Raw genomic sequence first — 7229 nt, forward strand, 5'->3', positions numbered from 1 at the left:
CTCTTTCAGACTTACTCGCTTTCTAAGTTCTTGCCCTCTCTCAAGGACAAGTAATACTATACCACCATAAAATATATCCGTCAACACTTTTTTAAAATATTTTTTCATATTTTTATTTTAATATATCTTATACAAATAAAAATTCATATCTAAATATAATAATCATTGTTGATATTTCAATAAAAAACCACAATATATTATTAAACTTTCATCTAATAAAATACTGTGATTTTAAATTGATTTTATATATAAATATTAGTTTATTATATAAAAATACTATACTGATTTTTTACTTCTAAAGCATAATGAGTAAATAAGAACTATTGAAAAACATATTATAGGAATTAAAAATGATGATCTTACGGCAGCTTCTGCTCCATTAAACATAGGTGTTATGCTAGACAATATTCCATTATCTATAAATCTTCCCATTATAGGTGTTATTACTGCTCCACCAAGTATAGCCATAATAAGACCTGCTGCTCCGACTTTTACTTCTTCGCCTAAATCTTTAAGAGCTATACCATATATTGTTGGAAACATTAATGACATACATGCAGATATTGTAACTAAGCACCATACTGATTGACTTGTAGGTAGATATATTGTTCCTAAACTAGCTAAGATTCCTCCAACTGCAAATACCGCCATCATTAATGCCGGTTCAATATATTTCATTAATGCTGTACATATCCAACGACAAGCTATAAATAAAACTATAGCTATTAAATAATATTGTGCTGCATCAGCTTCATTTAAACCAACTGTAGTCATAACATATTGTATTGTCCAAGTCCATACAGATATTTGTACTCCTACATAGAAAAATTGAGCAATTACACCAAAAGCATATCTAGGTATTTTTATAAGTTTTTTAATAGAATCAAGTATATTTAAATCACCAGACATATCCTTTTCTGAATCTTTACTTCTTTTAAAGAACATCCAAATTACAATTGCAATTATAACTAATCCTACATAAGGTACACAAACCCATAATAATTCATTACTACGTATTTGGCTTAAAGCTTCTGGACTCATTGCAATTCTATCTTCATATGTAGCCGGATTTAAATGACTTAAAATAAGATATTTTGCAAGTATAATCCCACTTAAAGATCCTATTGGGTTAAAGGCTTGTGCTAAATTAAGTCTTCTAACACTAGTTTCTTCATCCCCTAACGAAATAACATATGGATTACATGTTGTTTCTAATATAGAAAGCCCCCCTGCCAACACAAATACTGATAATAGAAATAAATTAAAATTCTGTAACATAGCTGCAGGAATATAACCCATAGCACCTATTATATAAAGTCCTAATCCTACTAAAACCCCTGTTCTATAAGAATATTTCTTTATAAGAATTGCTGCTGGTAATGCTAATACGGCGTATGAACCATAAAATGCAACTTGAGTCATAGATGCATTTGCAGCTTCTAGCATAAATATTCTTCCGAATGCTGGAACAAGATTATCTGTCATATTGTTTAATAGCCCCCAAAGCACAAAGCATGATATTAGCATTATAAAATGTACTCTATACTGTTTGGGCACTATAGGTAATTTACTATTTCTATCTTTTTTATTATCTGATATATTTTCCATAATATCACCCCTATAATTTATAGTAAAAATTATTGTTCTTTTCTATATCTTTTAAATCCAGGATGTCTTCCTGTTACACCATAACTTTTTCTCATTCCAATTAATCTATCTATATTTTCTTTTGATACTTCTTTTTCTCCCCCTAATAAATGAGCAGTTAAACTTATTTTTGCATATAATTCTAGTGTTTCCATTCTGTAATATGCTGTTATTAGATCTGCACCTACAGTTAATGCTCCATGGTTTGCTAATAATAATACATCATGTTCTTGTAAATATGGAGCTATTGCATCTGGTACCTCATATGTAGACGGTGTTCCATATGGAGTTACTGGTATTGAACCTATAGCTATAATAGTTTCTATCATTGTGTATCTATCTAAATCCAAATGTGCTACTGCATATCCAGTTGCTGTTGGAGGATGAGCATGTACAACTGCACCAACATCATCTCTTTCTTCGTAGCATCTTAAATGCATCTTTATTTCTGAAGATGGTTTCGCACCTGCTTGTCCTTCTATAACCTCTCCATTAGAATCTATATGTAATATCTTTTCTGGTGTTATGAAACTTTTACTTATACCTGTAGGTGTTGCTAAAAAAGTTCCATCTTCTAGCTTAACTGATACATTTCCATCATTTGCAGCTACCCATCCTAATTGCCACATTTTATGACAAACATCACATATTTGTTCTCTTATTTCCATATATCCTAATTCTTTTTCTTTATCCATTTAAAATTCCCCCTACATTAACTAATCTACTACTACCCCTTTTTGTAATATAATATTTGCATAAAGGGCCTTTTCTCCAGTAGCAACTATTGCATATGATTTTTTTGCTTGTTCATAAAAATCATATCTTTCTATATTTTGAATAACATCATTACCCCTATTATCATATTTTTTGATTATTTTACTGTATACATTCCATATAGGTGTCTCTACTTTATCACCTTCAACAACTGCCATTAAGCTTACTGGCTTTTCTACATAAGTATCTAATGGAAAAACAGATAATATTGCATCTAATATCTCTGGTACACTGTGTCCGTCACAACGTATAACTTTACACTCTTTACCCATTTTCTCTGATGGAAAATTCCCATCTGCTAAAACTATTTGATCACTATGTCCCATCTCGCATAATACTTTTAGTAATTCCGGAGATAAAATATTTGGTATTCCTTTTAACATTTAATTAATTCCCCTTTTTTTATTATTTTTTTAAATCTAGAAAACTCTTTATCCCATAGTTTGGATTCTTTAGGTATATATTCGTCTATATTATGTGAATCATTAATAATTCTTCGAGCTTCTTTCAAGTCTTTTATATTCCCACTTGCGATTAATTGTATTGCTATATTTCCTAATACAGTAGCTTCTATAGGCCCCCCATATACTTTTATATTGCATGCATTTGCAGTCATTTGACTTAATAATCTACTTTGTGTTCCTCCTCCAAGCATATATAACTTAGAATATTTTTTATCTGTACAATCTTCTATTTCTTCTAAAGCTATTCTATATTTGAATGCTAAACTTTCATTTATACACCTAACTATTTCTGCTTCATTTCTAGGCACATCTTGATTAGTTTTTCTACAATAATCTCTTATTCTATCTGGAATATTTCCAGCTGGAGTAAATATCGGGTCATCTGGATCTATAAATGACCTAAATGGTTGTGCATTTTCTGCCATTTTTTCTAACTCTCCAAAAGTATAACTTTTCCCTTCTTTTTGCCATTGTCTTTTGCTCTCTTGTATGAGCCATAATCCTATTATATTTTTTAAAAATGATACTTTCCCTTGGTACCCACTTTCATTCGTTATATTATAACGACTAGATTTTTCTGTAATAATAGGATTATCAAGTTCTGTTCCTAATAAAGACCATGTACCACAACTTAAAAATAAAAAATCATCATCTTGTGTTGGTACAGAAACTTGCGCACATTGTGTATCATGTCCTGCCACTGCTATAACATCACACATATCTATATTTAATTCTTCACTTATATCTTCAGATATTTTTCCAATTACACTACCACTAGGAATAATATCCGTAAATAAATTACTATTCAATCCTAGTGACTCAATTATTTCATAAGACCATTGTCTCTTTTCTGCATCAAAAAGTTGTGTAGTGGATGCTATAGATATCTCTGTAACCTTTTTATTTGTTAACATATAATTAAGCAAATCTGGTATTAGTAACATCACATCTGCTTTTTCAAGCAGATATGATCTTTTTTGTTTTAGTGATAGTAGTTGAAAAGCTGTATTTATTTCCATAAATTGATTTCCAGTTATTTTATAAAATTTTTCTTTAGATATTTTTTTAAAACTCTCTTCTATCATCCCAGCAGTTCTACCATCTCTATAATGGATAGGATTTTCTAATATTTGTCCATATTCATCCAATAATGCAAAGTCAACTCCCCATGTATCTATGCCTATACTACTTATTTTTCCGTACTTTTTAGACTTTATTAAACTTTGCTTAATTTCAAAGAATAATCTTAATATATCCCAATACATTGTCCCTCCAACTATCACTGGGTCATTAGAAAATCTATGTATTTCCTCAATATATATCCTATTTCCATCAAAGGTTCCTATTATAGCTCTTCCACTAGATGCGCCAAAGTCAAAAGCCAATACCTTTTTCTCTAGTCCACTCTCATTCATATTATCACCTTCTATTTATACATTGGTCCATAGTTTTGACAAGCTCTATAATCTTGTCCTTCCTTATCCATTCCAAATGCATTCCATGCAGCTGGTCTAAATATATTTTCTTCTGGTACATTGTGCATGCTTACAGGTATTCTTAAAATAGAGCATAATGTTATTATGTCTGCACCTATATGTCCATAACTTATAGCGCCATGATTAGCCCCCCAGTTATTCATTACATCATAAGCAGATTTAAAAGCTCCTTTTCCTGTTAATCTTGGTGCAAACCATGTACAAGGCCACGTATAATCAGTTCTTTTCCATAACTTATCTGATACTTCATCTGGAAGTTTTACTGTATATCCTTCTACTAATTGAAGTACTGGTCCTACGCCCTTTACAAGATTTAATCTAGTCATTGTTACTGGCATTTGTGCATCTGTTAAAAATCTAGAAGAATATCCTCCTCCTCGGAAATATCCAGTATCAGCAGAATTCCATGTAGTTGCTGAAAGTAATGCTTCTTGATCTTCTTCATTTATTTCAAACCAAGGTTTTATTACATTAGCTCCATCTTTATCCTTAGCTTGACCACTACCATCTAAGCAAGATGCCCCTGAGTTTATTAAATGTATAAATCCTTTAGACTCTTTCGCTATACCTTCTAAATCATATCCCGTTGCTTTTTTTACTGCTTCTGGAGACCAATATGTACGAACATCTGAGAATATTTGTGCAGTATTAGTTAATAATTTACCAAACAGCATACTTATTCCATTTAAAACATCATTTTCAGTAGCTAATATATATGGTTCTCTTGCCCCATTCCAGTCGAATGAAGTATTAAGTAATGCTTCAGAAAAATCACCGTTTGGATAAAAATCTGTCCATTGTCTTTGACCTTGGAATCCTGCAGCAATTGCATTATGTCCTAATTTTTCTTCTTCAAATCCATCTGGTAAATTTTCATTTCCATTCATTAAATCTTTTATTATACACATCATTTTAACTACAAATTCCCAATCTTTATCTTTTTCTTCTCTAGATTTTTGAACATAATCTGGATTTTTATCAAATCCCTCTTTGCATTTTTCCTTTGTCCATTTTAATGCTTTTTCAAATTCATCTTTGTCGTAAATTCCTTCTGTCATTCTTCTTATTATCTCAGTTTCATCAACAGATTCAACTCTCATTCCTAAATATTCTTCTATAAATGCAGGGTCAATTATAGATCCTCCTATTCCCATACATATAGAGCCTATTTGTAAATAAGATTTTCCTCTCATAGTAGCTGCTGCAACTGCTGCTCTCCCAAATCTTAATATTTTTTCTTTTACATCAGATGGAATTTCTGTTGAATCTGCATCTTGAACATCATGCCCATATATTCCGAAAGCTGGAAGGCCTTTTTGTGCATGAGTAGCTAGAACAGATGCTAAGTAAACAGCCCCAGGTCTCTCAGTACCATTAAATCCCCAAACTCCCTTTATAGTCATTGGGTCCATATCCATAGTTTCAGCACCGTAACACCAACAAGGTGTAACTGTAAGTGTTATATCAACGCCTTCTCTCCTAAATTTATCTGCACAAGCAGCTGATTCTGCAACTCTACCAATTGTAGTATCGGCTATGACAACTTTTACTGATTCTCCATTTGAATACTTTATATTACTTCTTAATAATTCTGCTGCAGACTTTGCCATATTCATAGTCTGTTCTTCTAATGATCCTCTTACATCTAATATTCCTTTTCTTCCATCAATTGTAGGTCTTATACCTATAACTGGATATTGACCAACTAGTCTACTCTTTGCCATTATATTTCCCTCCACATCATTATACTTTTTAATTTTTTATACTTTCATTGTTAAATCTTTATTTATATCTTCATTGTAATCGTTTTCACTTTGCAATTCTTGTGTTATAATAGTCAAAAAATATAAATATTTTCACTTTTTGTGACAAAAGGGGGTAAATAGAAATATGAAATTTTTTGATTTTAAAGAAGATAAACAACATGGTAGATTTGATTTTCCAATAGAATTTTATCATGTTGATCAAAGTCATCCCAGGTATGATATGCCTTATCATTGGCATACTCAATGTGAAATAATAAGAATTTTAAAAGGCGAATTTTTAATAACAATCGACTATAAGAAAATTTTAGCTAAAAAGGGAGATATACTATTTATTCAAGCAGGAATACTACATGGTGGAACTCCTAATAACTGTATTTACGAGTGTATTGTTTTTGATATAAATTTACTTTTAAAGCAAAATCATGCTTGTACAAAATTATTACAAGATATTATTCATAATAATAAAATAATAAATCCAAAAATGCCTTCTAATATTCTAGTGCTAAATCTAAATTGTGAATTCTTATTCGATTCATTGTCATCTCAATATGAAGGTTATGAATTTATTACACAAGGCTCTCTATATAATTTTTTGGGTATAATTCTTCAAAATAAACTTTATACTGTTAATAATAATATGTCTCTTAGGACAAATGATAAAATTATTTTATTTAAAAAGGTATTATTATTCATAGAAGAAAATTACACACAAACCTTATCTTTAAATGATTTATCTAAAGTAGCTGGAATGACCCCTAAATATTTATGTAAATTCTTTAACAACATGAGCAATAAAACTCCTATAGAATATTTAAATTTTTATCGCATAGAAATCGCATGCGAGCAGCTATTAAGTACAGATTTATCTGTTACTGATATCGCTATAAACTGTGGATTTAATGATGTAAGTTATTTTATAAAAACATTTAAAAAATATAAAGGTATAACGCCAAAACAATATATAAAAAAAATATTTTAAATCTTTAAATTTATTAATTATTAGATTTTTTTATATGATAGATTGTCAATATAAGTGCAACATTTTATGTTTATGTTGCAGCGAAGACCTCTGCAGGTGTTTT

6 protein-coding genes are annotated in these 7229 nt (G+C 30.3%); 1 reads left to right on the top strand and 5 read right to left on the bottom strand.

Annotated elements, in window-relative coordinates:
• Nucleotides 1-276 precede the first annotated feature (276 nt).
• Genes fucP through ABCM86_RS13860 form a run of 5 tightly spaced genes read right to left on the bottom strand, consistent with a single transcriptional unit; the run spans nucleotide 277 to nucleotide 6105 of the window.
• On the bottom strand, nucleotides 277-1608 hold the full coding sequence (fucP, locus tag ABCM86_RS13840) for an L-fucose:H+ symporter permease (protein ID WP_195931523.1): 1332 nt from the start codon (nucleotides 1606-1608) through the stop codon (nucleotides 277-279).
• A gap of 29 nt (nucleotides 1609-1637) precedes the next feature.
• Nucleotides 1638-2342, bottom strand: a complete 705-nt coding sequence (locus ABCM86_RS13845; protein WP_195931524.1) for a class II aldolase/adducin family protein — start codon at nucleotides 2340-2342, stop codon at nucleotides 1638-1640.
• Between the two features lie 21 nt (nucleotides 2343-2363).
• Complete coding sequence (locus ABCM86_RS13850; protein ID WP_195931525.1) at nucleotides 2364-2804, bottom strand: RbsD/FucU domain-containing protein; 441 nt, start codon at nucleotides 2802-2804, stop codon at nucleotides 2364-2366.
• Nucleotides 2798-4300 carry a rhamnulokinase family protein gene (locus ABCM86_RS13855; RefSeq protein WP_195931526.1) on the bottom strand — a complete coding sequence of 501 codons (1503 nt, stop codon included), beginning with the start codon at nucleotides 4298-4300 and terminating at the stop codon, nucleotides 2798-2800. Before ABCM86_RS13855 ends, ABCM86_RS13850 begins: the two co-directional genes overlap by 7 nt.
• 11 nt (nucleotides 4301-4311) lie before the next feature.
• Nucleotides 4312-6105 (bottom strand): L-fucose isomerase, encoded by a 1794-nt coding sequence (locus tag ABCM86_RS13860; RefSeq protein ID WP_295677706.1) that lies wholly within the window; start codon nucleotides 6103-6105, stop codon nucleotides 4312-4314.
• Between the two features lie 166 nt (nucleotides 6106-6271).
• Here ABCM86_RS13860 and ABCM86_RS13865 point away from each other — a divergent pair, with 166 nt between their 5' ends.
• Nucleotides 6272-7126, top strand: coding sequence for a helix-turn-helix domain-containing protein (locus ABCM86_RS13865; RefSeq protein WP_343004192.1), 855 nt, complete (start codon nucleotides 6272-6274; stop codon nucleotides 7124-7126).
• The last annotated feature ends 103 nt before the right edge of the window (nucleotides 7127-7229 follow it).

It is taken from the genome of Clostridium sp. 2218st1_F5_2218SCRN_220325, assembly GCF_039062665.1.
In the GTDB taxonomy this organism is placed as follows: Bacteria; Bacillota; Clostridia; order Peptostreptococcales; family Peptostreptococcaceae; genus Intestinibacter.